This is a genomic window from Pantoea sp. A4 (genome assembly GCF_000295955.2).
Taxonomy (GTDB): Bacteria; Pseudomonadota; Gammaproteobacteria; order Enterobacterales; family Enterobacteriaceae; genus Pantoea; species Pantoea multigeneris.
In genome coordinates this window covers 22,558-47,852 of record NZ_ALXE01000025.1, presented here as the reverse complement: position 1 = coordinate 47,852, position 25,295 = coordinate 22,558, and the positions used below count along the sequence as shown (strand labels likewise).

The following is a 25,295-nucleotide window of genomic DNA, read 5'->3' as shown; positions in this document are numbered from 1 at the left end:
GCTACGAGCATTGGCGAGAATACCATGCACCCGAGAGCATAACCTGTACTATTCGGGTTGCGGGTATGCAAAATTGTGAACTGCATCAACCCCTGAGCCTGGCTTAAGCATTGTGAAAGCAAGATGGATCATTCAGGGTTATCACCTCTAAATAAATCACTTTAAATTCAATACGATAATAAATAAAAAAAAGCAAACCACATGACTACCCTACCAGAAACCAATGTAAAAATAGCCGTCACAGAGAAGGGAAAACGATGTTAATACGTGGCCACAGTGAAAAAAATGGCGCTTCAACGCCGGAGTTACTGTTTCTCTGCCAGGCACAGGGGGCCTGTGCAGCGATACCCCGCGTGATGCATCGCCATACTGAGCGGTTAGAGATGATGTTTTTTGCCGGGGGATCTGGCCATTACACCATCGACGGACATCGCTATGCAGTGCAACAGGGAGACCTGCTGATCTTCAACGCCGGGAGCTGGCATGACGAAAGCCCGACAGCCAGTGAGGAACTCCATACGTTTAGCTGTGGCATCAATGGGTTGTCGCTCGCGGGACGGCCTGAAAATCATCTGATTCGGGGTGATACCCGTGCAGTAAGGAACTGTGGCGTGCGCCAGGCGGAGGTGTTCCATCTGTTTAATGCACTGTGGCAGCACTTACAGCATAACGATGCCGGGGTCAGCAGCCTGACGGCACCCTTGTTACAGGCGATTGTGTGTATTGCGGAAGATCTGTTTAACGCGGAACCCGCCACGCTCTCGGCTTCGGAGTTTGTGTTGGGGCATCGCATTCAGCAATACCTCGAAAACCACTACCGTGAAGAAATTGAACTTAATGCCATTACGCGCGCCTTGAACATGAACCTGTTTTATCTGGTGCACGTATTTAAGAAATTTTCGGGTTATTCACCGAAACAGTATCAGGCGCGCCTGCGCATTGGTGAAGCACAGTCGCTGCTGCTCGGTACAGATGCTGGCGTGACCTATATTGCCAACAGCGTGGGCTACAGCAACGTCAACAATTTCCACCGGATGTTCAGCAAACTGGTCGGGATACCGCCCGTCAAATACCGCAAGTTTTGGCTCGATGAAAACATAAAGCATTGCCAGTAATACCGATTTAATTTTGGGGATATTTCACCGCATTAAGCATCACTACAAACTCAGGAGAACAACAGATGTCTGTACAGAGTCGAATTAATGCGGGATACGTTTACGGGCTTTGTTGCCTGTCAACGCTCGGTGGCGTGATGTTTGGCTACTCAACCGGGGTCATTTCTGGGACGGTTGACTCGATTCAAGGTTATTTCCATTTAAATTCTGCCGCCACCGGTTGGCTGGTTTCCAGTATTTTTGTCGGCTGTATTGTTGGTTCCCTGTTTGCCGGGCGTATCGCCGATAAACTGGGGCGTAAACCGGCACTTATGCTGGCTTCGCTGGCCTTTGCCCTCTCCTCACTAGGCAGCACCTTTGCTGACTCTTTTCTGCTGTTCTCACTTTCACGCATTGTTGCCGGATTAGGCATTGGCCTGGCCGGTACCGTTATCCCGATTTATATGAGCGAGATTTCACCGGCAGCAATCAGGGGTAAAGCTTCTGGCATCTTCAACTTGTCTCTTGTGGGTTCACAAACACTGGTGTTCTTTGTCAACTTCCTGATAGCTAAAGGCATGAGTGACGCCTGGCTGGTTGAACAAGGCTGGCGCTGGATGATGGGCGCACAGCTGGTGCCAGTGGCGTTGATGATTTTTAGCACTTTTATTCTGCCCGAATCGCCACAGTGGTGTATCAACCACGGCCGTAAAACAGAAGCGTTGCGCATCTACGGAAAAATTTATCCGGGAATCAACGCCGAAGAGGCGAGCCAGGTCTTTAGCCTCAAGAAAACGCACACAGCGGGCAGCAATGCGATCAACCTGCGCTTTATCTGGCAAAACCGTACGCTGCGCTTCGCACTGGTGATTGGCTGTATGGTCGCGGTACTGCAACAGCTGACCGGGGCCATTATCGTGATGTACTACGCACCGCTGATTTTACAAACCGGTGATGTCAGCAAAGAAGTGATTCTGTTCCAGACCATCTTTATCGGCTTACTGAACGCGATCGGTGCTTTTATTGCCATGAATCTGTTTGATAAGTTTGGTCGTCTGCCGGTCATGAAAATCGGCACTGTTGGTGCCATTCTCAGCTTGTTGGCACTCTCCTGGAGCATGTACACCCACTCTACTGGCTACGTCGCGGTCACGGCGGTGCTGGTCTTTATGTTTATGTTTGCCATCAGCTGGGGGTCTGGCTGTTGGGTATTGATTGGCGAAATTTTCCCGCCGCGCATCAAAGGCTATGCGATGGGAATGGCGGTCAGTTTTATGTGGTTGTTCAACGTGTTAGTCACTCAGTTCTTCCCGATGATCAACGAAATCCCGCTGCTGCAACAGCATTTCAACGGCGCGTTCGCGATGTGGATTTTTGTGGTGCTGAATATCTGCTGCTTCTTTTTCCTGTCGCGCTATATCCCTGAGACGCGTGGCGTCGCACTGGAGGAGATAGAAGCACTGCTGGCACAGCGGTTAGCAAAATTATCCGGTGCGACACAGCCCCACACCGACGTACTTACTCATCCTAAAACCCCAGGAAGTTCCTCATGATCAAAGCCCTGCATGGTATCTCCACTCATCACTGTAATGTGGTTACGCAAAGTCGTATTGCGGCAGAAACGGGCTACGATGGCCTGGAGTTTTTGCACTATCAACTGCTGCGTTACCTCGATAACGGCGGCAGCACCCCCGCACTGAAAAAAATCGTTTCTGGCTACGGCTTAGAGACCTCCTGCCTCAATGCGCTGATCGATATTGAGCGTTATCAGGGCAAGCAGAAACAGCAGCTATTGGCAGAAGCGCTGCGCTTAACACAGGTTGCCGCCGAGCTGGAGTGCCCAACCATTCAGATTCTGGCGCAACACGGCATCGATCATCTGCCGCAGGCGCAGATTATGGATATTATGACCGACAACATCGGCGAAATTGCCCAGATTGGTGAACAGTATGGCGTGCGTTATCAGATTGAAGTGATTGCCCACACCCAGTTCAATACGTTGAACCAGGCGCTGGAAGTGATTAAGCGCGTGGGGAAAAGCAACGTCGGCCTGGTCATCGACTTCTGGCACCTGTTCGCTACCGGTGCCAGTACGCCAACGGACATCGCCGCACTGAATAAAGAACTGATTTTTGGCGTGCACTTCTGTGACGGCCGCAAGCCTGAACCCGGCGAAGCCTGGGCGGAAACGGTGCTACGTGCCTACATGCCAGGGGAAGGCCAGATTGATATTCAGGCCTGGACTGACGCAGTAAAAACGACCGGATTCGACGGCGTCTGGTCAGCCGAACTCTTCAGCCCGGCCTGTTGGGAGATGGATCACCTGGAACTGGCTCGTCGCGTCCACCAGAATATGAGTCACTATACCGGTTGAACCTGTAACGGCCCGGCTTGGCCGGGCTTAGCGGCTTGGCCAGAAATAGTCATCTGGCAGCGACCGCGCGCCGAAAATAGCCTGGCCCACCCGCACCACGCTCGCCCCCTCTTCGATTGCAATCTCAAAGTCGCCGGACATGCCCATTGAGAGCTGCAAAGCACCATGCTGTTGCGCAAGTTGCTGGCTTAATTCTCTGAGCCGTACAAAGCAGGCCCGCACGCGCACCGCATCGGTGCTGAACTCTGCCAGCGTCATTAATCCCTGCACACGCAGGCAGCTAAACGGCCGCAGTTTCAGCATAAAAGCCGCCACTTCATTAGCCGCAAGACCGTATTTGCTCGGTTCGTTTGAGGTATTCACCTGCACAAACACATCCAGCGTTCGCCCCTCGGCCTGCAAGCGACGATCCAGTATCTCCGCCGTATGCAGGCTATCCAGCGCCTGAAACTCGCTGGCAAACTTCGCCACCAGCTTCGCCTTATTCGATTGCAGGTGACCAATCACCGACCAGCGGAGGTCCGTTAAATCCGCCATTGCCTGCGCTTTCCCCCATGCTTCCTGCACTTTGTTTTCCCCCAGCAGGAAACAGCCCGCCTGATGCGCCAGCCGAATGTGCGCCTCATCCATGGTTTTACTCACCGGCAGCAGGCGAACCTGCGCCGGATCACGATTTACGCGTAAACAGGCAGCATCGATCCGCGCCTGCACTGCCGCCAGATTGGCTTGAAAATCGCTGACGCTCTCTGCGCGCGGCCAGCGATTGTGCATTTCATGACGAGGCTGGGTTGGCGCATCAGACGCTGTGTCTGATGCAACTGGTTGAGTGGATTTGATCATCACTGGACAAGGTCTCCCCGCTGGCTTAACATTGTCCTAGGCTAAACTTTAATTTGTCACAGATCAATGAAGATAATCGGTAAAACCGCAGGTGAAATTTTCGACCAGATCCGCGCACTGATCCATTCCGGCGAGCTGGCGGCGGGCGATCTTCTCCCCTCGGTCAGAGAACTGGCGGGTGAGTTGGACGTGAACCGCAACACGGTGGCCCTCGCGTATAAGCGCCTGACCGATGCGGGTTTTGCCCGGTCGCGCGGGCGAAATGGCACGGTGATCCGCGCCAGCAACGGCCCCGTGGAAGTTGAAGGCAGCGCTCCGCATGCTGTGCTGCATGATGTTGCCAGCGGCAATCCGGCGGCGTCCGCGCTGCCCGCACTGAGTGAACTGGCTCGACATATTCGCAGTACGCCTGCGCTGTATGGTGAACCGCCGATCCGGCCAGATCTGGCCGCTGCTGCACATCAGTGGCTAGCGCCTGATTTAACCGTTCCCTTCGAGCTTAATCTGGCCCACGGTGCCGTGGATGCCGTCGAGCGGTTACTCAACAGCTATTTGATCGCAGGCGATCGCGTTGCGGTCGAAGATCCCTGCTTTTTGAGTAGTATCAGTACGCTGCAACACAGCCGCCTTGTCGCAGCTCCCGTGGTGATGGATGAACAGGGCATGCTGGTAGACGCACTGGCGGCCCAGTTGGCTAGCGGCGTTCAGGCCGTGATCGTCACTCCACGCGCGCACAACCCAACGGGTTTTGGCTTTAGCGCTAGCCGCGCACAGCAGATCCGCGCCTTACTCAGCCACTATCCCGAAGTGCTGGTACTGGTGGACGATCACTTCTCGCTGCTCTCCACCCAGGATTACCACCACATTGTGCCGGAGAGCAGCCGCAACTGGGCGCTGATCCGCTCTACCTCTAAATTCCTTGGGCCAGATTTACGCCTGGCGGTTATCGCCAGTGACAGCGAAACCGCAATCCGCCTGCGCCAGCGACTTAACGCGGGCACCAACTGGGTCAGTCATATTCTGCAAGATATGGCTGCCGGGTTTTTAATCGCCGAACAGGCTCAAACTCAGCTACAAGCCACACGTCAACGCTACTGCGAACAGCGCGAGGCGATGACACAAACCCTGATGCAACAGGGGGTTAGCGTCTCTGAACATCATGACGGCCTGAATATCTGGGTGCCACTGGCAAACGGCAGCAGCGACGTGGTGTTGAAAATGGCGCAGCGCGGTTGGCTGGTGCGCGGCGGTGATGCTTTCACCCTTGGCAGCTCCTCTTCTGGCCTCCGTATCACCGTTGCTGAGCTCGATTACCAAGACATCTCCCACTTCGCCCACGCCCTTGCCAGCGTGCTGGCAACACACCGGGGTTAATTTAATTTTATGGAGTCATCCGCAATGCAGGTCCATTTCATCGTTCATGAAGATTTTGAAGCTCCCGGTGCCTATGAAGCCTGGGCTAACCAGCGAGGCCATCACATCAGCTGGTCGCGCGTCTATGCAGGGGAAGCACTGCCGCAGCAGGTCAACGATATCGATCTGTTGATCGTGATGGGCGGTCCACAGTCCCCTGCGACAACGCTGGAAGAGTGCGCGCACTTTGACAGCAAAGCCGAACAGGCGGTGATTGCCGCAGCAGTAAAAGCCGGTAAAGCGGTGATGGGCATTTGCCTCGGCTCGCAGCTGATCGGTGAAGCGCTGAGCGCGCCGTTTGCCCATAGCCCAGAGAAAGAGATTGGCAAATTCCCGATAACCCTGACCGAAGACGCACAGCACGACGCACTGTTCTCCCACTTCCCCGCCGTTCTGGAGGTGGGCCACTGGCACAACGACATGCCCGGCCTGACACCCGGCGCGAAAATCATCGCCGCCAGTGCAGGCTGTCCGCGTCAAATCGTCGCCTACTCCGACCGGGTCTATGGCTTCCAGTGTCATATGGAGCTGACGCCAGAGGTGGTTGAACTGCTGATTGCTCATTCGCAAAGTGATTTGAGCCGCGCTGCTGAGTTTCGCTTCGTCGATACCCCAGAACAACTGCGCGCCCATGATTACAGTGAGATGAATCAGCTGCTGTTTACCTTCCTCGATAAACTGATCGCTCGCTACCAGACAGCCTGATGTTAAATGGCCCCGTTACGTGAATAATTCATCGTGGCGGGGCCATTAGCTATTATTTGTGTGTCCTCCCGCAATAAATAATTATTTTTTAGGTGAACTTTTTATTTATTCCATCGGAAAGTTAGCTTATTAATTAGCGATTGAAGTAAAAACAAAACCCAGACCATTCCCGCCATCTTTAATTTCACGCCTTATTGCCATCAATCCCTTGTCACACAAGGACTTCACGCAATTAGCTGTTTCACTATGCATTTCTGGCAGAAAAATAACACTGGCGACAACATTATTATTTTGCCAGACTCAGCGCCTCATCAATATTACCTTTTTTCACGTTCATAATAATCTCGCTGGATTAACTATGCCCGTTGATATTCCTTTTTGCTGCCTGACGCTCAGGCAGCACGTTTTTTTTGTGCGCCCGATTTATATTCCTGCCCCGGGAAAATTATCCTGCGGAGTCCGCTATGAGCAGTAACGCCCCTCTAGCTGCGCGCGCTGGTGATGTGCTTGAGCACCCTTCGGTGCTGGCTGATTTCGTCAGCGGCATCACCGAAGGCGCACTCTACGCCGCCGCTTTTATTGGCGGTACCGCCCTGGCCGCCAGCGGTGTCGGCACCGCGATTGGCGTGGCGCTGGTGGTCAGCGCAGCGGTGGACGGGTTTCCTGAACGCTGGGGCAATGCCGCCGGGGAGGCGGTGGCCGACCTGCTCGGACTGACGCCCACGCCCGATGGTCTGATCGTCAGCGGCTCACCCGACGTGATGATTGGCGGCAAACCGGCCGCCCGTGCGGCGGGCACTGTCGACCCAGCCTGGATCAACCAGCCCGCCGTTGCAGACAGTGGCAGCGCGCTACAGCAGGCGCTGGCCATCGCGGCCACGATAAGCGCAGTGGTGATGAACCCGCAGCCGCTGCTGGCGGCGATGGGCAAGGGCCTGAGCGACATTGACAGCGCCGCGCTGCTGGAATCCCTGCTCAGCGAAATGGTCCAGCCGCTGGTGGCCAGCGCCGCGCCCCATAGCACCCCCGCCGGGCAAGACCAGATCCTGTGCAGCAAACTGCACCTGGCTCCCGGCCCGCTGTGGCTGGCAGAAGGTTCCAGCAAGGTGTTTATCAACGGCCAGCCTGCGGCACGCCACGGCGACCGCAGCACCTGTGAAGCCATGATTAAAGTGCTGGAGGATCATCGGGTGCGTATCGGCGGCGACCCGGTGGTGGTGCGCGACATCCGCAGCGGCAAAAACACGCTGGCGTGGTTTATCGGCTCCCTGTCGGGCGGCAAAGCGCTGCAACGGGCCACCGCGCTGGCGCAGCATCTCTACCGCCGGGTGCGTACCGCGCGCATGCTGAAAAACATCCCCTGTCCACTCTACGCCAGCGGCCATGCGGCGGGCACTGCGGCCAGGTTCGGGCAACTTCCGGCCCGCGCCATGCAGACAGCTCACCCGGTGAACCTCGCCACCGGTGCCAAACTGCTGGCCACCGAAGAAGAGCTCGACTTCATCCTTGATGACCGAATCCCGCTGCGCTGGCAGCGTATCTACCACAGCCTTAACCCGGCCGAGGGCATGCTCGGGCGCGGCTGGATGCTACCCTGGGAAACCCGGCTGCTAGGCGAAAGAAACGCAAACGGCACGCTGTACCTGCGCTGGCGCGACCAGAGCGGACGCGAATGCGGCCTGGGTGCCGTAGAGCCCGGTGATGTGGTGCAGTTCCCCGTCGACGGGCTGACACTGTTCTGCAGCATCAACGGCGTGCTGCTGTTGCAGAACGAGCTGGGCGAAAGCCAGCGCTATGCGGCGGACCCGCTGCGGGTCGGCGAATGGCGCATAGTGGAGATCCACGACCGGCACGGCAACGTGCAGTACCTCGACTGGAACAGCGCCGGGCAGCTGGAATTCATCTCCGGCGATAACGAGGCAATGAAAGTCCGGCTGCGCTATCACCCTGAGAGCGGCAGGCTGGCTACAGTGCATCAGGTAGTGGTTGATGATGGCTCGGAGCACCTGCTGGTGGCGTACCACTACGACGAGGCCGGTCAGCTGCTGCGCGTTACCGATGCGGACCTGGTGGTGACCCGCGCCTTTGGCTGGCATCACAACGGCCTGCTGTCCTCGCACCGCTATGCGGGCGGGCTGCGCGTCAGCTATGACTGGCAGCCCGGTACGAACTGGCGGGTATGCGGCTATCGCGTGTATGACGATACGCCGCAAGACGAGGAGATTGCCTGGCGTGCTGAAGCCGCTGCCTGCCCGCTGCCCCCTTCAGTTACTGATTCAGCGAATGATGCCACCCTGACCGGCCCCGGCGCACTGCCCGGCAGTAGTGGCCTGCTGGAAAGCTGGTACATCGTCGTGGATGAACAGGCTCGCTGGGCCACCGTGACGCAGGCGGGCGGTGCCACGACCCGTCACGAGTGGGATAAACACCAGCGCATCACCCGCTACGTTGATCCGTGGCAGCACGCCTGGCACTATACCTGGGCCGCGCACGACGAACTGCTGCTGAGCACCCGTATGCCAGACGGCGCGTGCTGGCAGTATGGCTACGACACGCAAGGCAGGCTGGAAGATATCACCAGCCCGCTGGGTCGCACTCGCAGCACCCGCTGGCATCCGCTGTGGGCGCTGCCAGTCAGTGAAGTAGATGAAGCCGGTGGCACCTGGCGCTGTGAGCGCAACGCCAAAGGCGACATGATCAGCATGACCGATGCGCGGGATGCCACCACCACTTTTACCGTCAACCACTACGGCGATGTAAAAGCCGAGACCGATGCGGTAGGCAACCTGCGTGAATATCGCTACGACAGCTGTGGCCGCCTGACCCGGCGCACCAACTGTTCGGGTGACAGCGCCTGGTGGCGCTATGACGCACGCGGCAGGCTGATCGCCGCCTGCGATGAGGCCGGGAATATTCATTCCTGGCAGTGGAGCACGGCCGGCCGGTTGCAGGTAGCTGAAACACCCTCGCATATCAAGACGCATTACCGCTACGACGGCTGCGGTCGCTACTGCGGCGAAGAGACCTATCTGCTGGTCACCGCTCTGACTCACAACGCACGCGGCCAGGTGACGTCTCACACCAGCCCGGCCGGGCGCATTACCCGCTGGCGCTACGACAGCAACGGCGAACTCAGCGCCGTGGTTAATCCTAATGAGGAAAGCTGGTCTCTGGAGCGTGACGCGGCCGGACGCCTCAGCGGGCAGACCGATTACGCCGGTATCGGCCAGCGGCTGCACTACGATGCCTGCGGGCGCGTCACTGAAGTGACGGATTTACCCTCCAGCGCCGCCATTGAAGCCGGGGCCGAGCCACCGCCCGATCCCTGGGCCTGGACGCAGGAACCGCTAGCCCCGCGCCCTGTCTGTCCTGAGCCGCCACCACCGCAGTATGCGGGCTGGCAAGACGCGCTTCCGCCTGCCATGACGTCGCTCACGCTGCGGTTTGGCTATGACGCCGACGGTCGGCTGACCACGCGAGACAGCGCCGATCACCATACCCGTTACGGTTACAGCGGTAACGCGGTCAGCATTCAGCGCGTGCGGCAGTCCGGGCTACCGCAGCACGACGAACCTGAATGGGAAGAGACCCAGTACTTCAACTATGACGCCGCCGGGCAGTGGCTGGAAGAGTCCGGCCCGCACGGTGCATGGCGCGCCGACCGTGACGTGCTGGGCAATATGACGCAGTTGCAGCATCCAAACGGTGACCGCGAGCATTTCCAGCGTTACGGAAGCGGCCACCTGCTGACGCGCTTGCTGGAGCATGACGGTGGAAAGCTGGAGACAGCCGCCTTTGAGCGCGATCAGCTGCATCGTGAGGTATCGCGCAGCATGGGCCAGCTGACCCAGCGCACCCGCTATCACATGGACGGGCATACCGTGCGGCGCGACAGTCCGGCCATCATGCGCAGCAGCGACTGGCATCCCGGCGATATCCTCAGCGCGGAAATGGTGGAGATCGACGGTATTACCCAGCACCGCAGCTACCGCTACAGTGCCGATGGTGACCTGCTGCACTACCGCGCGCAGGAGGACGAACGTTTTGCCTACGATGCGGCAGGCAACCAGAGCGAACGCGCCGACCAGCGCGTGTGGCGCAACCTGCTGACCCGGCTGGGCAATGTGGCACAGCGTTTCGACGGCTTTGGCCGGGTGTGGCAGCGCACCCTGCCCGGCGGCATCCGCCAGCGGCTGTTCTACAACGCAGAACATCAGCTCAGCCAGGTGCAGTTCAGCGGCGACCGCACCTTCAGCCACGCCGACTACTTTTATGATGCGCTGGGCCGCCGCAGCCACAAAATACTGCATCGCCACACGCCGCCGGGGCGGGAAACCATCCCGCCGGAAACCGTGACCTTTGTCTGGCAGGGCATGCGACTGGCTGAGGAGCGCAGCAGCCTCTGGCCGGACACGGCGGTGAAATACCTGTATCACGAATACAGCCACGAGCCGCTGGCCCGTATTGTATGTGAGGGCAGCCGACAGGACGTGGAATGGTATCACTGCGCCCTCAACGGTCGCCCGGAAATGCTGACCGATGCGAATGGTCGCGTGACCTGGTGGGGGATCCCGCGCGGCTGGGGCGGCATGGCGCTGGAACAGGATATGGGCAGCCGCCACCGCCGTCCCTGGCTACAGCAAAATCTGGCGCTGCAGGGCCAGTATGTGGATCATGAAACCGGACTGCACTACAATCTTCATCGGTACTTCTGCCCGCTGACGGGCCGCTTTACCCAGCCGGATCCGATCGGGCTACTGGGCGGGATCAATCCGTATCAGTATGCGCCGAATGCGTTAAGCTGGATCGATCCGCTGGGGTTGTGCAAAGTCAATAGTGGTGCAGATGTAACACCTGATATAGTTCGTGAATCATTGAAAGGTGACACTATGCAAACACTACAAGCCAGTGTTTCTCTTCCTGCTATTCAACGTTATGTAGATCGATTACTTAAAGGTGATGTAGCACCTCCTATAAAAGTTGATGGTAATATCGTTGTCGAAGGTAATCATCGATATGTTGCAGGTAAAGTGGCTGGAAAAATGCCAGAAACGGTTCCAGGGAATTTGTCACCAAGCCAAGCACAACATATTAAACCGATGTCAGAAACTACAGTAGATGAGTTCGATTGGGGAAATTACTAATGATCTCTATAAAATTTAAAACAGGCGAAGAAAAAGAATTCGACTTTAATGGTTTTGACATGGTTAACTTTGATAACACTCAATTGCATACAGCAATATTAAGTGGATTTTCCTTATATAAATCCAGCTTTATTAAATCAAACCTACGAAGTGCTGAATTATCCAGGTGCTATCTAGAAGGAGCAGTTTTTGAGGGAGCTTTATTGATGAATGCCAACTTAGCATATTCGGTATTGATAAGCTCTGATTTTTCTTATTCAAAATTATCAGGGGCATGTTTCTTTAAAACTGACATGAGGATGGCTAATTTTTCTCATGCAGACTTATTTAATACCGAATTCAATGGTGCTGATTTAAGAGGCACTAATTTTTCTGGTGCACAACGTTTTGACAGCGCTTATTTTGACAAGGCACTTTATGATGACAGCACGATTTGGCCTGAAAATTTCTCAGCAGACCTTAAGGGTTTAATACTTGCATAGAAGACACTATACAATTGAATTAATAAAAGTTTATTATCATAATGTTATTTCCATAGTCGATGATTTTATAAATTCACCACTAGTAAAGTGGTATGCCTAAACAAGTGGCCTACTGAGAAAGATGACGTAACACCCCAATGGCAACTTTTGAGAAAGATCACCAAGGCCTTAAGGTGTTACGCAGCATGGGCCAATTAATCAAGCAAAAGAAAATGTCATTACATCTTACCCGGTAGCTCTAGGAGATTAATTATGTTGGACTTATCATATCTGTCAGACAATGATGGAACTAAGCCATCTTTTATTCTGAATGATAGAACAATTAAGAAAATAGAGATTGCATTTTTATATTTAAAAAATAATACTGGTGTATATATTGATCCGTATGGCAAAACAAGAATTTATCCAGATCATCAAAAAATGCTAATAGATGCTCTAAAATCCTTTAAAGACAAAGAAATTTTTTCCTTGATTGAATATTTCAATCATGCCATTGAAAATGATGAAGTTATAATCGCAGATGGTGATTGAAATATGGCAAAATTGGAGTTAGCCCTTCCAGCCTTACGATGCTGAAAAATAAAACCCATAGAAAAAAAAGTAAAATTTATGGATGGATTTTATACTGGTATTATTAACTATTTCCATACCAAAGCAAAAAAATGCCCGAGAAATCTCAGGCATTTTTCTTAAGGACACGCTTTCAGACTAACCGAATAATCAGGCTTCCAGATCCGCTGTATCCCCTTTCTCCTGTAGCCAGTTGCGGCGATCTTCCGAACGCTTTTTGGCTAACAGCATATCCATCACTTTCAGCGTCTGATCGATATCTTCATCATTAATCGTCAGCTGTACAAGACGGCGAGTGTTTGGATCGAGGGTGGTTTCACGCAGCTGCAATGGGTTCATCTCGCCCAGCCCTTTAAACCGCTGCACGTTAGGTTTACCCTTCTTGCGCTTCAACTGCTCCAGCACGCCCTCTTTCTCATCTTCGTCCAGCGCGTAATAGACCTCTTTGCCGAGATCGATACGGTATAGCGGTGGCATTGCGACATAAACGTGACCGCCTTTCACCAGCGAACGGAAATGGCGGACGAACAGCGCACACAGCAGCGTGGCGATGTGCAGGCCATCGGAGTCCGCATCCGCGAGGATACAGATTTTGCCGTAGCGCAGCTGGCTCAGGTCTTCACTGTCTGGATCGATACCAATTGCCACCGAAATATCATGCACTTCCTGCGAAGCCAACACCTCGTCTGAGGATACTTCCCAGGTGTTCAGGATCTTGCCTTTGAGCGGCATGATGGCCTGATATTCACGATCGCGTGCCTGCTTCGCAGAACCCCCTGCGGAGTCCCCTTCTACCAGGAACAGCTCGGTTTTATTCAGGTCTTGCGCAGTACAGTCCGCCAACTTGCCCGGCAGCGCAGGGCCGCTGGTCAGTTTCTTACGCACCACTTTTTTCGCGGCACGCAGACGACGCTGTGCACTGGCAATCGCCAGCTCCGCCAGCTGTTCAGCCGCTTGCACGTTCTGATTGAGCCACAGCGAGAAAGCATCCTTCACCACACCGGAAACAAACGCAGCACACTGACGTGAAGAGAGGCGCTCTTTTGTCTGACCGGCAAACTGCGGGTCCTGCATTTTGACGGACAGCACGTATGCACAGCGATCCCAGATATCTTCCGCCGACAGCTTCACGCCGCGTGGCAGAATATTGCGGTATTCGCAGAACTCACGCATCGCGTCTAACAGACCCTGACGTAAACCGTTAACGTGCGTACCGCCCTGCATGGTTGGGATCAGGTTGACGTAACTTTCTGTCAGCAGTTCGCCGCCTTCCGGCAGCCACAGCAACGCCCAGTCTACCGCTTCCACATCACCGGCAAAGCTGCCGATAAACGGCTTCTCTGGCAGGGTTGGCAGGCCGTTAACCGCTTCACACAGGTAATCTTTAAGGCCATCTTCGTAGCACCAGCGCTGTTCAGTGCTGTTGACCAAATCTTTAAAGATGATTTCGACGCCTGGGCACAGCACCGCTTTTGCTTTCAGCAAATGGCTGAGGCGTGAAACAGAGAAGCGTGGGCTATCGAAGAAACGTTCGTCCGGCCAGAAATGCACGCTGGTGCCGGTGTTACGCTTTCCGGTGGTGCCAGTCACGGTTAAATCCTGCACTTTATCGCCATTTTCGAAGGCGATCGTGTAGATTTCACCGTTACGACGCACGTTAACTTCCACACGCGTCGACAAAGCATTCACTACCGAGATCCCTACGCCGTGCAGGCCGCCCGAGAACTGATAGTTTTTATTGGAGAATTTGCCCCCGGCATGGAGGCGACAGAGGATCAGCTCAACCGCCGGTACGCCCTCTTCCGGGTGGATATCCACCGGCATACCACGGCCATCGTCAATGACTTCCAGCGACTGATCGGCATGCAGGATCACTTCGACCCGTTTGGCATGGCCAGCCAACGCCTCATCGACGCTGTTATCGATCACTTCCTGGCCCAGATGGTTCGGGCGCGTAGTATCGGTATACATGCCAGGGCGGCGGCGGACGGGCTCAAGGCCAGTCAGAACCTCAATGGCATCGGCGTTATAGCTAGATTGACTCATGGTAACTGTCTGATTTGAAGTGTGAAAATGATGACACGCCTCACTGGACTACGCCCGGTTCAGAGCAAGAAAATCCATCATTTGTGAGAAGTGACGTTCGAATCCGATAAAAGCGTGATTGCCGCCCTCTTCCACCGTTTGACGGCACGCACTGTAGTAGTCGAGCGCCTGGCGGTAGTCGAGCACTTCATCGCCGGTTTGTTGTAGCAGCCAGAGTAAATCGGGTGCTTCCAGCGGGTCAATCTGCATCACTTTCAGATCATAAATGTGGCGTGACTCTAACACATATTGCTCGCCGGTGTAGGGATTCCGGTTTTCCCCCAGATAATTGCTTAGCAGCTCAAACGGCCTTACTGCTGGGTTCACCACCACGGCGGGCAACACAAAACATTGCGATAACCAGGTGGCATAATAGCCCCCTAGCGAAGAGCCCACGATCCCTAATGGCGACCCTGACTGCGCCATCACTAAATTTTCTAACATCTCTGCGGCATCGCCTGGAAACGTCGGAAGCTGCGGGACCAGCAACTCAATATCAGGATGATGCTCACGCAGCCAGTGACCGAACAGCGTCGCTTTAGCAGACTTTGGCGAACTGTTGAAACCATGTAGATAGAGCAGAGCCGCCATGTTTAATAGCCCTCAGACTCGAGATCCGGGCGGAAAGCGGTGCTTTGCAGACGGTTCACTTCGGTTTCAATTCTGCCATCGGGATGGAGCGTTAACCAGCGCCAGCCGGGGGCCAGCGAATCAATGGTGAAACTGGTGCAGTGTGGCTTAAACTGCACGCAGGTAGACGGTGTTGCCAGCACGCGGCGGCCACGCCACTCTACATCCATATCCTGATGGATATGGCCGCAAATTAGCGTCTGCGCCAGCGGGAAGTGCTGTAGCACGGCATCAAGCTGATGAGGATTACGCAGGCTGTGTTGATCAAGCCAGGTACAGCCAGAGGCTAACGGATGATGGTGCAACAAAATAAGCGTGTGGCGATGAAGATCCTGGCTCAGTACTTTCTCTAGCCACTCCAGCTGATACTCGCTCAGCATGCCGTGTGGCACACCAAACACCTGGCTATCCAGTAACACTAGTTGCCAGTTATCCCCCAGCAACACATGCTTCGCCGGGCTGATTTTTGCTTCCGCCAGGGTATCCACCATCGCGGGCTGAAAATCATGGTTGCCAGGCAGCCAGACGCAAGGCGCAGGCAGACGCTGAATCCCCTCAACAAAATGTTGGTAGGCTTCAGCTGAGTGGTCCTGGGCTAAATCACCGGTCGCGAGAATCAGCGCATAATCACGCTGCTGTGCCGTAATAGCCTCCAGCACGGCACTGTAGCTAGCCCAGGTATTTACCCCAAGCAGCGATTCATGCTTTCCGCCGAACAGGTGTGTATCCGTAATTTGCAGGAGGCTGATGCTCTCTCCTTGCGCCACCGGAAGGGTTAGCTGGCTTTCCAAAGCGATTCCTTACTCTCCACGCCATTTGTGAGTTGATACACCATTAGCAAACTGCCACAGCGACGGCACCATGCGCCAGACAATAACGCAGCCAGTCAGCTAAAAACTGGTTAATCTGGTGTTTTTCATCACGCTGGTGCAGTTTTTTATTAGGATAATCATAGCGCGCTTTGAAGCGATAGATCTGCTGCGTGGAACACACTTCAGCCACCATCGCATCATGATACAACCGCACGGACATCGAAGGCAGGCTCCAGTAGCTCACAGCAGGAGCCACCTGGCGGATCTCCACCAACGTGGTATAGCGGGTCGACTCTTCAATAGTGATCTGGTAACGCGCACCGTTCACCTGATAAACAACAGCAGCACCTGCTTCATCCTGACGCGGTAGCAAACGGCGCAACTGGGCAAAGTTGGTTTCGCACAGTCGCATCATTTCAGGGAAATCAGGGGTGTAGCGCTGTCTCATTTTACCTTCCACTCTTCACGAATTTTCTTATGGTGCAACGCCAGCCATTGCAGGGCGATGACAGACGCAGCGTTATCAATAATCCCCTCTTCCACCCACTGGCAGGCCTGTTCACGGCTCACCACGCGGACAAGAATATCCTCATTCTCTTCCTCCAGACCATGGCATCCTCCTGCCTGGCTGGCATCCACTTCCCCTACCATGATCGACAGACGCTCGCTGGTGCCGCCTGGACTGGAGAGGTAATTCAGTATCGGTTTCACGCGGCCCACATTCAGCCCCGCTTCTTCCATCGCTTCCCTTCGTCCCACCTCTTCGGTGCTCTCGCCTGGCTCGATAATACCGGCCACCAGCTCCAGCAACCACGGACTTGGACTGCTGTCGTAAGCGGGAATGCGAATTTGCTCAATCAGCACCACTTCATCACGCTGAGGATCATAGGGTAGCAGCACGGCAGCGTGCCCGCGCTCAAAAACTTCACGCACCACTTCACCACTCATTCCACCATTAAACAGACGATGACGAAAACGGTAACGTACAACCTGAAAAAAACCGTTATAACATGTGTCACGTGCAATAATTTCTACATCGTTTTTTGTGAAAGTCACAGGGGATTTTTTTTCACCCGCCATCGTCTGAGTCCTTATGTAGATTGGGATGGAACACGGAAAGCCAAACCCGCTGTTCGCTGTGAGTGGTTCTTTTTGAATTATTTCCGTAAATTAGGTACAGAAGGCACATTCAGCCACATTATGACTCGGCCCCGCTCTGCTAGAATCGGCGATTACTTTTCAGCTTACCGGCAGCGCTACCAACGCTTCATGCTGTTACAAAAGGAATGCAAATGAAAAAACTGCTCCCGTTACTCATTGGGCTCAGCCTGAGTGCGATTAGCCTGAATAGCCAGGCCGAAGATCTGCTGCAGGTATGGCAACAAGCCCGTGTGAGCAACCCGGATCTGCGCAGCAGCGCCGCTGACCGCGACGCAGCATTTGAGAAGATCAATGAAGCTCGTAGCCCATTATTGCCTCAACTGGGGCTGGGTGCAGATTATACCTACAACGGCGGCTATCGCGACAGTAGTGGCCTTCATTCCAACACGACCAGTACTTCGCTGCAATTAACGCAGACCATTTTTGATATGTCAAAATGGCGCGCGCTGACGCTCCAGGAAAAGACCGCTGGCATTCAGGACGTGACTTATCAGGTTGCGATGCAGGACCTGCTGCTGAATACCGCCACCGCCTATTTCAACGTGTTGAAAGCGATCGATACTCTTTCCTACACCGAAGCGCAGAAACAGTCGATCTACCGTGAGTTGGATCAAACCACTCAGCGTTTCAATGTTGGTCTGGTCGCGATTACCGATGTACAGAACGCCCGTGCGCAGTATGACAGCGTGCTGGCAAATGAAGTGACGGCGCGCAACACGCTGGATAACAGCGTTGAATCACTGCGTCAGATCACCGGGAACGATTACCTCGCCCTGGCTTCACTGAATATTGACCGCTTTAAAACCAGCAAACCCGATGCTGTTGCCGCTCTGCTGAAAGAGGCGGAAAACCGCAACCTGAGCTTGCTCTCTGCGCGTCTGAATCAGGATCTGGCCCGCGAGCAGATTCGTTCAGCAGAAACTGGCCATATGCCAACGCTCTCTCTGACCGCCTCAACCGGCCTGTCAAACAGCAAATACGGCGGCAGCCGTGCCAATCAGAGTTCAAGCACCAGTGACTCGATTAGCGGTTCTAACCAGGTTGGCCTGAGCTTCTCTCTGCCGCTGTACAGCGGTGGTTCTGTGAGCTCACAGGTGAAACAAGCACAGTACAGCTTCGTCAGCGCCAGCGAACAGCTGGAAAGCGCACACCGCAGCGCAGTACAGACCGTGCGTTCGTCGTTTAACAACGTCAATGCCTCCATTAGCAGCATCAACGCTTATAAGCAGGCCGTGGTTTCTGCGCAAAGCTCCCTTGATGCCATGGAAGCGGGCTATCAGGTGGGGACGCGTACCATCGTTGATGTGTTGGATGCCACCACTACGCTGTATAACGCCAAGCAGGAACTCTCTGATGCGCGCTACAGCTACCTGATCAACCAGCTGAACATCAAGTATGCGCTGGGTACGTTGAACGAACAGGATCTGCAACTGCTCAACAGCCAGCTAGGCAAACCAGTGCCAACCTCACCAGATGCGGTAGCACCTGAAAATCCGCAGCAGGAAGCCAGTGTAGACAATGGCCCAACCGGCAGCGGCACCGCGACTGCTCGCCCGGCGGCAGCACGCTCTTCTTCGCGTCTGCTCGGTCACTGATATCCCCAGACGGGCTGCTTTGCGGCCCGTCTCTGTTTTCAACGTATAGCAACGTAAAGATCCCCGCGTTATCCCGCCATTTGCTTCAATTTTCACCATCCTTCCCCTATCCTGTGCCTCACCTTTGGGCTAAGGATGAAAGATAAATGAAACGGACAAAACATATCCGTCATGCCGCTTTTCGTAAAAGCTGGCAGGCACGCCATTTGACCCCTGTGGCACTGGCGCTTTCTGCTGCATTTATGCTGGCAGGCTGTGAAAAAACCGATGAAACCGTCACGCTGTACCAAAACGCAGATGACTGTAGCAAAGCCAATCCAGGCCAGAGCGCCCAGTGCACCACGGCTTATAACAACGCCTTAAAAGAGGCGGAACGTACGGCACCTAAGTACGCTTCACGTGCTGACTGCGTCGCTGAATTTGGTGAAAACCAGTGCCAGCAAGCGCCAGCACAAGCCAGCACCAGCGCTGAGCCGCAGCAGAGCGGTAGCTTCTGGATGCCGCTGATGGCCGGTTATATGATGGGCCGAATGATGGGCGGCGGCGCAGGCTTTGCTCAGCAGCCACTCTTCAGTCCGCGCACGCCTAACAGTCCGGCTAACGGCAAATTTGTTGATGCATCTGGCCGTAACTACGGCAATGCTACGCCGGGCCGCACCATGGACGTTCCAAAAAGCGCTATGGCACCGAAACCCGCCACCACCAACACCATCACACGCGGTGGCTTTGGTGAAACGGTCGCCAAACAGAACAGCATGCAACGCAGTAGCGCCAGCTCACACAGCAGCGGCCGCTCACTCGGAGGTTAAGCCATAGCATGCAACGAGTTGCGATAAACGAACGCCCGGACTGGCGCGAAAAAGCCACTGAATACGGTTTTGCATTTCACACCATGTATGGCGAGCCTTACTGGTGTGAGGATGCCTACTATCAGTTTTCCCTGGCACAAATTGAAAAGCTGGAAGATGTCACCGCTGAACTGCACCAGATGTGTTTGCAGGTGGTGGAAAAAGTGGTTAACAGCGAAGCGCTGCTAACCAAATTCCGCATCCCAAAACACACCTGGGATTTTGTGCGCGATTCCTGGCGATCGCAGCAGCCTTCGCTTTATTCCCGTCTTGATCTGGCGTGGGATGGCAAGGGTGATATCAAACTGTTAGAGAACAATGCCGATACTCCCACCTCGCTGTATGAAGCGGCATTCTTCCAGTGGATCTGGCTGGAAGATCAGCTTAACGCGGGCAACCTTCCGGCGGGCAGTGACCAGTTCAATAGCCTGCAAGAGAAGCTGATTGAGCGCTTTGCTACGCTGCATCAACAACATGGCTTCAATCTGCTGCACTTAGCCTGCTGCCGCGATACCGAAGAGGATCGTGGCACCGTGCAATATTTGCAGGATTGCGCCACAGAAGCGGGCGTGCCGAATGAATTTCTGTTTATTGAAGAGATCGGCCTGGGTGAGAAAGGCCAGTTTACCGATCCGCAGGATCAGGTGATCGGCAACCTGTTTAAGCTCTATCCCTGGGAATTCATGCTGCGCGAAGTGTTCTCCACCAAACTGGCTGACGCTGGCGTACGCTGGCTGGAACCCGCGTGGAAAAGTATCATCTCAAACAAAGCGCTGCTGCCGCTGCTGTGGGAGATGTTCCCGAATCACCCAAATCTGCTTCCTGCTTACTTCGCTGAAGATCAGTTCCCCCCTATGGAAAAGTACGTGGTGAAGCCACTGTTTTCCCGTGAAGGGGCGAACATTCACATCATCGAACACGGCCAGGAGATCGCTCGCGTTGACGGCCCCTATGGCGAAGAAGGCATGATCGTGCAGCAGTTCCATCCGTTGCCAAAATTTGGTGACAGCTACACGCTGATCGGCAGTTGGTTGATCAACGATCAACCCGCAGGCATTGGCTTGCGTGAGGATCGCGCGCTGATCACTCAGGATCTGTCACGCTTCTATCCTCACAGCTTTATTGGCTAATCCCTTAGCCAACCTGTACCGAAAGCATACTGATCGCACCCATCTCAATACCATCTACCGGTATTGAGATGCTTTCCCCTGGCTGACGCGTGCCGAGAATGTACAGCAGCGGCAGGTAGTGCTCTGGCGTCGGGTTCGACAGTTTTGCTCCCGGATGATCGAGATAGTTCACTAGCGGATGCTGCTCTATCGGGCCGCTCCAGTTAAGGTTATCCCGCACGTAGTGGTCGAATTCATTGGCCCACGGGAACACATCCCCTTTGCCATCCCAACGCAACATACGCAGGTTATGTACCACGTTACCGCTGGCAACAATCATCACGCCCTGATCGCGTAGCGCTGCGAGTTTTTGCCCCAACTCAAAGTGCCACTGTGGCGGCTGGGTGGCATCTACGCTGAGCTGTACCACCGGAATATCGGCCTGCGGATACATTTTCACCAGAACGCCCCATGAGCCGTGATCGAGTCCCCACTCATGATCGGCGCGAACCGCTATCGGTGCCAGTAGCTCAGCAATTTGCTGGGCCAGCTCAGGTGAGCCGGGTGCCGGATAACGCACATCGTGCAGCGCCTGCGGGAAACCACCAAAATCATGGATCGTGCGCGGCATGCTCATCGCCGTCACTGCGGTACCGCGTGTATACCAGTGTGCTGAAACCGCAATGATGGCACGCGGACGTGGCAGCTCGCGTCCCAGTTTTTCCCAGGCAGCGGTGTAATGGTTCTCTTCGAGCGCGTTCATTGGGCTACCGTGGCCTAAGAACAGAGCGGGCATAGTTGGATACAGCATCGGACATCCCCAGTGATGAAAGTGATTACTCATTCCAGGATACGCGCTTTTGCCCAATGAAAAACGCAGATAAGCGTGATGATGATTATCAGAGAATTTGAATAAGAGATTTGCCGTACGACTGAAGCAGGAAACAACAACATTCCTGTTGAAAGGGAGCAATCAGACAGTGTGAAAAACATTACAGATTAATCAGGACGCATCAGATACTTTCCCCGCGCGACTCTCCCTAAACTCCCTGCTCTTTGAAAAAGACAAAGGGTGAGTTGTATGCTGGCGCAGTCCGCAATGCTCTGTCTGGCATTGAATATCTATCATGAGGCACGCGGGGAGCCGGTAATCGGACAGGTTGCGGTAGCGAATGTCACTATGAATCGTGCAGAGCAGGATAGCAGTGCCGTATGCAGCGTTGTTTATGCACCGAAACAGTTCTCATGGACCCTGACGAAAAGCCCCCACTTTCGCCCATCTGCCAGCGATCCGAGCTGGCAGCGCGCGCAGCTCATTGCGAAATATGCGATTCAGGGTGGCGTTCGGGATGTGACGCGCGGCTCCACGCATTACCACGCACAACATGTCAGCCCACCGTGGCGCTTATCAATGCGTCGCACCGTCGTGATTGGCAACCACATCTTTTACCGTGGCCCCTATATGCAAACGGGCCGGAAAACCGGCCCGTAATCTCACGATTAGCTCGCCTGACGCGTCTCATGCTGGCGGCGGTAAGCCACCAGATCGTCAACGGTCATCACCGGCATATCATGCAGCTTCGCAAAAGCGATGCACTCCGGCGCCCGCGCCATACTGCCATCATCGTTGGTCAGTTCACACAGCACACCTGCGGGCTTCAGCCCGGCCAACACGGCCAGATCGATAGAGGCTTCAGTGTGGCCACCACGCTCCAGCACGCCACCCGCACGCCCGCGCAGTGGGAATACGTGACCAGGACGATTCAGATCGGTGGGTTTGGCATTATCGGCAATCGCCGTCTGGATGGTGGTCAGGCGATCTTGCGCAGAAACCCCGGTAGTCACCCCTTCAGCCGCCTCAATGGTCACGGTAAAACCGGTACCGTAGGAACTGGTGTTGGTCTCAACCATCATTGGCAGATCCAACTGCTGGCGACGCTCTTCAGTGATGCACAGGCACACAATGCCGCTGCCGTGACGAATGGTTAGCGCCATCTGCTCAACGGTCATATTCTCCGCTGCATAGATGATATCGCCTTCGTTTTCCCGGTCTTCGTCGTCCAGGACCATAACACCGCGCCCGGCGCGTAGCGCAGCAACAGCACGCTCAACGCGTTCTTCCGGCGTGCCAAATTCAGATAATAGAGACTGATTCATGGTAAAAAACCTTATATTGACTATGAGTTACCAGAATCAGGGCGTGTTTAAGGAGTGATGTCTAAAAGACATAGCAATAACGTGACGCGGGCAAAGCCCGGGCTGATATCATTACCCTCTCCCATCCGGACTATACCGTCGGCCCCGGAATTACACCGGATCTGCTGACCTTCACGCTGTACTGTGAAGCGCTCGCGGGCTTTCAGCGAAAGCTGATTTACCGCCGGTGGGGAATTACACCCCGCCCTGAGAATAAGCAAAATCACTATAACGCCAATCCCCAGGAGCGGCAATCATCAAGACTTAAAAAGCTTTTGCATTTTTTGCGATACGCATTTGAGGTTTAACCTTTTCGTTTCTGGGATTACACTTAGGGATGTATCCGCCTGTGCTTAGCGTCACCGGCAACACGTAACCAGGAAAACATCATGATCGACACGAAAAAAATTGAACAAGTTGCACGTCAAATCCACGACGCGATGCCAAAAGGTATTCGTGAATTTGGCGACGATGTCGAAAAGAAAATTCGTCAGGTTCTTCAGGCGCAGCTGACGCGTATGGACCTGGTCAACCGTGAAGAGTTCGATGTGCAGACCCAGGTGCTGTTGCGTACCCGTGAAAAGCTGGCGGCTCTGGAACAACGTCTGGCGCAGTTAGAAAGTGCTCAGGCAGCAGAATTGCACCCTGCGGCGGCGGCATCTGCACCGGCGGAAAGCGACAACGCACAGTAAGCGGCGTTGCGAAAGAAAAGCGAGGCGCTTACGCCTCGCTGATTGTTTTAGTCGCGGCTGCGAATGGTCTTAATAATATTGGTGGTTGAGATGCCATCTTCAAAATTCAGCACCTGCACATCACCGCCGTTCGCCCAGACTTCTTTACTGCCCGCGATATCTTCTGGTTTGTAATCACCACCTTTAACCAGCAGATCGGGTAATACTTCGGCAATCAGACGCTGCGGTGTGTCCTCTTCGAACATCACTACCCAGTCCACTGACTCCAGTGCACCCAGCACAATCATGCGGTTTTCCTGTGGGTTAACCGGACGGCTTTCCCCTTTCAGGCGTTTGGTTGAAGCATCACTGTTTACGGCCACAATCAGACGGTCGCCAAGATTGCGCGCGTTAGCCAAATAAGAGACGTGCCCCGCGTGCAAAATGTCGAACACACCGTTGGTCATCACCACTTTTTCGCCGCGCTGACGCGCCTGTGCGACTGCCGCTTTCAATGCACTTTCATCCATCACACCAAAACCACGATCGGGACGGGCATGAATGGCATTTTCCAGTTCGACTGGACTGACCGTTGACGTGCCCAGTTTGCCCACGACCACACCCGCAGCAGCGTTTGCCAGGAAACACGCTTCTTCCAGCGAATTCCCTGCGGCCAACGCAGCGGCCAGCACACCAATGACCGTATCTCCGGCACCGGTGACATCGTAAACTTCCTGCGCCTGAGTCGGCAGATGCAGCGGGGCTTTGCCCGGTTGCAGCAGGGTCATACCGTGTTCAGAACGGGTAACCAGCAGTGCTGACAGATCGTAATCTGCCACGACTTGCATACCGCGGCTGACAATCTCATCTTCGCTTTTGCACTTGCCCACCACCGCTTCGAATTCAGACAAATTAGGTGTCAGTAAGGTCGCGCCACGATAGCGTGCAAAGTCAGTTCCTTTCGGATCGATAAGCACGGGCACGTTAGCTTCACGCGCCAGCTTAATCATGCTCTCAACGCTGCTCAGAGCGCCCTTCGCATAGTCTGACAGCACCAACGCTCCGGCTGAGGCCAGGGAGTTACGCATCCGCTGGTGGATCGGCTCAGGATCAACCTGATCAAATCCCTCTTCGAAATCGAGGCGGATCAGCTGCTGGTTGCGGGACAACACGCGCAGCTTAGTAATCGTCGGGTGGCTTGCCACCGTTACAAAATCACACTCCACGTTGACGTCTTTCAGCGTTTCACCCAATACACGGGCCGCATCATCTGCACCAGTCAGACCAATCAGGCGTGAAGCCGCGCCCAGTGCTGCAATGTTCATCGCCACGTTGGCCGCGCCGCCAGGGCGCTCTTCCACTGTATCCACCTTCACCACAGGCACTGGAGCTTCAGGTGAGATTCGGCTAGTCGGGCCATACCAGTAGCGATCTAACATTACGTCGCCAACAACCAGCACTTCGGCCTTGCCAAAGGCGGGTAGAGTTACTTTCATTCAGACACTCCAGACTACAGTCAAAATAATGCGCGGATGATACCACAAGCTTAGAAAACATCAGCCGCCG

22 protein-coding genes and 1 riboswitch are annotated in these 25,295 nt (G+C 54.7%); of the genes, 13 read left to right on the top strand and 9 right to left on the bottom strand.

Going from position 1 to position 25,295, the window contains the following annotated elements:
- Nucleotides 1-257: 257 nt before the first annotated feature.
- The 3 genes from B880_RS24960 (at nucleotide 258) to B880_RS0111255 (ending at nucleotide 3,468) form a co-directional block, all read left to right on the top strand.
- Nucleotides 258-1,115 (top strand): helix-turn-helix transcriptional regulator, encoded by an 858-nt coding sequence (locus B880_RS24960; RefSeq protein WP_017347513.1) that lies wholly within the window; start codon nucleotides 258-260, stop codon nucleotides 1,113-1,115.
- Between the two features lie 65 nt (nucleotides 1,116-1,180).
- On the top strand, nucleotides 1,181-2,647 hold the full coding sequence (locus B880_RS0111260) for a sugar porter family MFS transporter (RefSeq protein WP_017347512.1): 1,467 nt from the start codon (nucleotides 1,181-1,183) through the stop codon (nucleotides 2,645-2,647).
- A complete protein-coding gene (locus tag B880_RS0111255) occupies nucleotides 2,644-3,468 on the top strand; it encodes a sugar phosphate isomerase/epimerase family protein (RefSeq protein WP_017347511.1) in 825 nt (274 codons plus the stop codon). Before B880_RS0111260 ends, B880_RS0111255 begins: the two co-directional genes overlap by 4 nt.
- A gap of 27 nt (nucleotides 3,469-3,495) precedes the next feature.
- Here B880_RS0111255 and B880_RS0111250 read toward each other — a convergent pair whose 3' ends face one another.
- Nucleotides 3,496-4,308 carry a YggS family pyridoxal phosphate-dependent enzyme gene (locus tag B880_RS0111250; RefSeq protein ID WP_157060547.1) on the bottom strand — a complete coding sequence of 271 codons (813 nt, stop codon included), beginning with the start codon at nucleotides 4,306-4,308 and terminating at the stop codon, nucleotides 3,496-3,498.
- A 66-nt stretch (nucleotides 4,309-4,374) separates the two neighbouring features.
- Here B880_RS0111250 and ptsJ point away from each other — a divergent pair, with 66 nt between their 5' ends.
- The 5 genes from ptsJ (at nucleotide 4,375) to B880_RS0111225 (ending at nucleotide 12,583) form a co-directional block, all read left to right on the top strand.
- Nucleotides 4,375-5,682: a MocR-like B6 salvage transcription factor PtsJ gene (ptsJ, locus tag B880_RS0111245; RefSeq protein ID WP_017347509.1), complete on the top strand. Its 1,308-nt coding sequence runs from the start codon at nucleotides 4,375-4,377 to the stop codon at nucleotides 5,680-5,682.
- A 24-nt stretch (nucleotides 5,683-5,706) separates the two neighbouring features.
- A complete protein-coding gene (locus B880_RS0111240; RefSeq protein ID WP_017347508.1) occupies nucleotides 5,707-6,426 on the top strand; it encodes a type 1 glutamine amidotransferase in 720 nt (239 codons plus the stop codon).
- A 464-nt stretch (nucleotides 6,427-6,890) separates the two neighbouring features.
- Nucleotides 6,891-11,570 carry an RHS repeat-associated core domain-containing protein gene (locus tag B880_RS24955; protein WP_017347507.1) on the top strand — a complete coding sequence of 1,560 codons (4,680 nt, stop codon included), beginning with the start codon at nucleotides 6,891-6,893 and terminating at the stop codon, nucleotides 11,568-11,570.
- Nucleotides 11,570-12,052 (top strand): pentapeptide repeat-containing protein, encoded by a 483-nt coding sequence (locus tag B880_RS25645; RefSeq protein WP_017347506.1) that lies wholly within the window; start codon nucleotides 11,570-11,572, stop codon nucleotides 12,050-12,052. Before B880_RS24955 ends, B880_RS25645 begins: the two co-directional genes overlap by 1 nt.
- Before the next feature lie 252 nt (nucleotides 12,053-12,304).
- Nucleotides 12,305-12,583 (top strand): hypothetical protein, encoded by a 279-nt coding sequence (locus B880_RS0111225; protein ID WP_017347505.1) that lies wholly within the window; start codon nucleotides 12,305-12,307, stop codon nucleotides 12,581-12,583.
- Nucleotides 12,584-12,772: 189 nt separating this feature from the next.
- Here B880_RS0111225 and parE read toward each other — a convergent pair whose 3' ends face one another.
- The 5 genes from parE to nudF are packed head-to-tail and all read right to left on the bottom strand — an operon-like array spanning nucleotide 12,773 to nucleotide 17,229.
- On the bottom strand, nucleotides 12,773-14,668 hold the full coding sequence (gene parE, locus B880_RS0111220) for a DNA topoisomerase IV subunit B (RefSeq protein ID WP_017347504.1): 1,896 nt from the start codon (nucleotides 14,666-14,668) through the stop codon (nucleotides 12,773-12,775).
- A 48-nt stretch (nucleotides 14,669-14,716) separates the two neighbouring features.
- Nucleotides 14,717-15,298 carry an esterase YqiA gene (yqiA, locus tag B880_RS0111215; RefSeq protein ID WP_017347503.1) on the bottom strand — a complete coding sequence of 194 codons (582 nt, stop codon included), beginning with the start codon at nucleotides 15,296-15,298 and terminating at the stop codon, nucleotides 14,717-14,719.
- A gap of 2 nt (nucleotides 15,299-15,300) precedes the next feature.
- Nucleotides 15,301-16,128: a 3',5'-cyclic-AMP phosphodiesterase gene (gene cpdA, locus B880_RS0111210; RefSeq protein WP_017347502.1), complete on the bottom strand. Its 828-nt coding sequence runs from the start codon at nucleotides 16,126-16,128 to the stop codon at nucleotides 15,301-15,303.
- A gap of 43 nt (nucleotides 16,129-16,171) precedes the next feature.
- Nucleotides 16,172-16,597 carry a DUF1249 family protein gene (locus B880_RS0111205; RefSeq protein WP_017347501.1) on the bottom strand — a complete coding sequence of 142 codons (426 nt, stop codon included), beginning with the start codon at nucleotides 16,595-16,597 and terminating at the stop codon, nucleotides 16,172-16,174.
- The gene (gene nudF / locus B880_RS0111200) at nucleotides 16,594-17,229 is read right to left on the bottom strand and encodes an ADP-ribose diphosphatase (protein WP_017347500.1); all 636 of its coding nucleotides are present in this window, start codon (nucleotides 17,227-17,229) and stop codon (nucleotides 16,594-16,596) included. The genes B880_RS0111205 and nudF overlap by 4 nt, the downstream gene beginning before the upstream one ends.
- A gap of 212 nt (nucleotides 17,230-17,441) precedes the next feature.
- On the opposite strand from nudF, the gene tolC reads away from it, so the two are divergent.
- The 3 genes from tolC (at nucleotide 17,442) to B880_RS0111185 (ending at nucleotide 20,883) form a co-directional block, all read left to right on the top strand.
- Nucleotides 17,442-18,905 carry an outer membrane channel protein TolC gene (gene tolC, locus B880_RS0111195; RefSeq protein ID WP_017347499.1) on the top strand — a complete coding sequence of 488 codons (1,464 nt, stop codon included), beginning with the start codon at nucleotides 17,442-17,444 and terminating at the stop codon, nucleotides 18,903-18,905.
- A 146-nt stretch (nucleotides 18,906-19,051) separates the two neighbouring features.
- Nucleotides 19,052-19,714: a DUF1190 family protein gene (locus B880_RS0111190; protein ID WP_017347498.1), complete on the top strand. Its 663-nt coding sequence runs from the start codon at nucleotides 19,052-19,054 to the stop codon at nucleotides 19,712-19,714.
- An 8-nt stretch (nucleotides 19,715-19,722) separates the two neighbouring features.
- Complete coding sequence (locus B880_RS0111185; RefSeq protein WP_017347497.1) at nucleotides 19,723-20,883, top strand: glutathionylspermidine synthase family protein; 1,161 nt, start codon at nucleotides 19,723-19,725, stop codon at nucleotides 20,881-20,883.
- Nucleotides 20,884-20,887: 4 nt separating this feature from the next.
- On the opposite strand, the gene ygiD is transcribed toward B880_RS0111185, so the two are convergent.
- A complete protein-coding gene (gene ygiD, locus B880_RS0111180) occupies nucleotides 20,888-21,673 on the bottom strand; it encodes a 4,5-DOPA dioxygenase extradiol (RefSeq protein WP_017347496.1) in 786 nt (261 codons plus the stop codon).
- Between the two features lie 270 nt (nucleotides 21,674-21,943).
- Between ygiD and B880_RS0111175 the strand changes: the two genes are divergently transcribed.
- On the top strand, nucleotides 21,944-22,354 hold the full coding sequence (locus B880_RS0111175) for a cell wall hydrolase (protein ID WP_017347495.1): 411 nt from the start codon (nucleotides 21,944-21,946) through the stop codon (nucleotides 22,352-22,354).
- 8 nt (nucleotides 22,355-22,362) lie between these two features.
- Here B880_RS0111175 and ribB read toward each other — a convergent pair whose 3' ends face one another.
- Nucleotides 22,363-23,019, bottom strand: a complete 657-nt coding sequence (ribB, locus tag B880_RS0111170) for a 3,4-dihydroxy-2-butanone-4-phosphate synthase (RefSeq protein ID WP_017347494.1) — start codon at nucleotides 23,017-23,019, stop codon at nucleotides 22,363-22,365.
- 109 nt (nucleotides 23,020-23,128) lie between these two features.
- Nucleotides 23,129-23,277: riboswitch (FMN riboswitch) on the bottom strand.
- Nucleotides 23,278-23,447: 170 nt separating this feature from the next.
- On the opposite strand from ribB, the gene ubiK reads away from it, so the two are divergent.
- The gene (gene ubiK, locus B880_RS0111165) at nucleotides 23,448-23,750 is read left to right on the top strand and encodes a ubiquinone biosynthesis accessory factor UbiK (protein WP_017347493.1); all 303 of its coding nucleotides are present in this window, start codon (nucleotides 23,448-23,450) and stop codon (nucleotides 23,748-23,750) included.
- Between the two features lie 47 nt (nucleotides 23,751-23,797).
- On the opposite strand, the gene hldE is transcribed toward ubiK, so the two are convergent.
- A complete protein-coding gene (gene hldE, locus B880_RS0111160) occupies nucleotides 23,798-25,225 on the bottom strand; it encodes a bifunctional D-glycero-beta-D-manno-heptose-7-phosphate kinase/D-glycero-beta-D-manno-heptose 1-phosphate adenylyltransferase HldE (protein WP_017347492.1) in 1,428 nt (475 codons plus the stop codon).
- Nucleotides 25,226-25,295 lie beyond the last annotated feature (70 nt).

Coding starts and splice junctions, on each gene's coding strand:
- tolC (WP_017347499.1), top strand. CDS start 17,442: ATGAAAAAACTGCTCCCGTTACTCATTGGGCTCAGCCTGAGTGCGATT.
- B880_RS0111225 (WP_017347505.1), top strand. CDS start 12,305: ATGTTGGACTTATCATATCTGTCAGACAATGATGGAACTAAGCCATCT.
- B880_RS24955 (WP_017347507.1), top strand. CDS start 6,891: ATGAGCAGTAACGCCCCTCTAGCTGCGCGCGCTGGTGATGTGCTTGAG.
- B880_RS0111190 (WP_017347498.1), top strand. CDS start 19,052: ATGAAACGGACAAAACATATCCGTCATGCCGCTTTTCGTAAAAGCTGG.
- B880_RS0111205 (WP_017347501.1), bottom strand. CDS start 16,597: ATGAGACAGCGCTACACCCCTGATTTCCCTGAAATGATGCGACTGTGC.
- B880_RS0111240 (WP_017347508.1), top strand. CDS start 5,707: ATGCAGGTCCATTTCATCGTTCATGAAGATTTTGAAGCTCCCGGTGCC.
- B880_RS24960 (WP_017347513.1), top strand. CDS start 258: ATGTTAATACGTGGCCACAGTGAAAAAAATGGCGCTTCAACGCCGGAG.
- B880_RS0111255 (WP_017347511.1), top strand. CDS start 2,644: ATGATCAAAGCCCTGCATGGTATCTCCACTCATCACTGTAATGTGGTT.
- nudF (WP_017347500.1), bottom strand. CDS start 17,229: ATGGCGGGTGAAAAAAAATCCCCTGTGACTTTCACAAAAAACGATGTA.
- B880_RS0111250 (WP_157060547.1), bottom strand. CDS start 4,308: ATGATCAAATCCACTCAACCAGTTGCATCAGACACAGCGTCTGATGCG.
- B880_RS0111260 (WP_017347512.1), top strand. CDS start 1,181: ATGTCTGTACAGAGTCGAATTAATGCGGGATACGTTTACGGGCTTTGT.
- ptsJ (WP_017347509.1), top strand. CDS start 4,375: ATGAAGATAATCGGTAAAACCGCAGGTGAAATTTTCGACCAGATCCGC.
- ubiK (WP_017347493.1), top strand. CDS start 23,448: ATGATCGACACGAAAAAAATTGAACAAGTTGCACGTCAAATCCACGAC.
- hldE (WP_017347492.1), bottom strand. CDS start 25,225: ATGAAAGTAACTCTACCCGCCTTTGGCAAGGCCGAAGTGCTGGTTGTT.
- B880_RS25645 (WP_017347506.1), top strand. CDS start 11,570: ATGATCTCTATAAAATTTAAAACAGGCGAAGAAAAAGAATTCGACTTT.
- parE (WP_017347504.1), bottom strand. CDS start 14,668: ATGAGTCAATCTAGCTATAACGCCGATGCCATTGAGGTTCTGACTGGC.
- B880_RS0111175 (WP_017347495.1), top strand. CDS start 21,944: ATGCTGGCGCAGTCCGCAATGCTCTGTCTGGCATTGAATATCTATCAT.
- ribB (WP_017347494.1), bottom strand. CDS start 23,019: ATGAATCAGTCTCTATTATCTGAATTTGGCACGCCGGAAGAACGCGTT.
- ygiD (WP_017347496.1), bottom strand. CDS start 21,673: ATGCTGTATCCAACTATGCCCGCTCTGTTCTTAGGCCACGGTAGCCCA.
- B880_RS0111185 (WP_017347497.1), top strand. CDS start 19,723: ATGCAACGAGTTGCGATAAACGAACGCCCGGACTGGCGCGAAAAAGCC.
- yqiA (WP_017347503.1), bottom strand. CDS start 15,298: ATGGCGGCTCTGCTCTATCTACATGGTTTCAACAGTTCGCCAAAGTCT.